Genomic DNA, 679 nt, shown 5'->3' with positions numbered 1-679 from the left:
GTTCCTGACAGTGTTAAAACCGTACGTTTTCCGACATGGACGGATTACAATCAGCAAGATGATCTCGAATGGATTGATGGTGTAAAGGTTGCTCCAAATCTCTGGAGAGGTACGGTCGTTCTGTCCAAACATGGGATGGAAACTGGCGCATATGTAACTCATGTTTATGCGGATAACAATGCTGTAGCGGGTGTTACGACTCAAATTAAGAATACTCAAACCGTCAGAGCTCCTCAAACGGTCGGATTAGATGCTGAATACTATGAGGTAGTTATAGAAGGCGTGTCCAGAACCATACAAGAAGTGAAATTCCCGACATGGACAGAAAAGAATGACCAGGATGATATTGAGCGGCCCTATGTGATCGGTGAGCGGATAGGCAATACAACGTGGAAGATACGGATACCCTTCAGTAAGCACAATTATGAAGCAGGTAACTATTTCACACATATCTATGCCCATGACAAGTATGGCAATTCAAACTATATCGGAGGAACGTCAGTTGCTGTTAAGGGAGGTGTAGGTGTATCAGGACCGAAAACAGCCAATATCTCGGCGGGTTCATACAATGTTTTGATATACGGACTAGACCCTAATATAAAACGTGTTCAGTTCCCTACCTGGACTTCTAATAAAGAGCAGGATGACCTTGAGTGGATTGAAGGTGTGAAGGTTGCCC

1 protein-coding gene is annotated in these 679 nt (G+C 44.0%); it reads left to right on the top strand.

Translation table 11 applies throughout. The annotated features are described in order from the left end of the window. A partial coding sequence (locus AC3WT9_RS34610; RefSeq protein ID WP_492408985.1) for a GBS Bsp-like repeat-containing protein occupies positions 1 to 679 on the top strand: 679 nt, incomplete at both ends.

This window comes from Paenibacillus sp. EB106-06-01-XG199, assembly GCF_058791575.1.
This window is presented reverse-complemented; position numbering and strand designations above follow the sequence as displayed.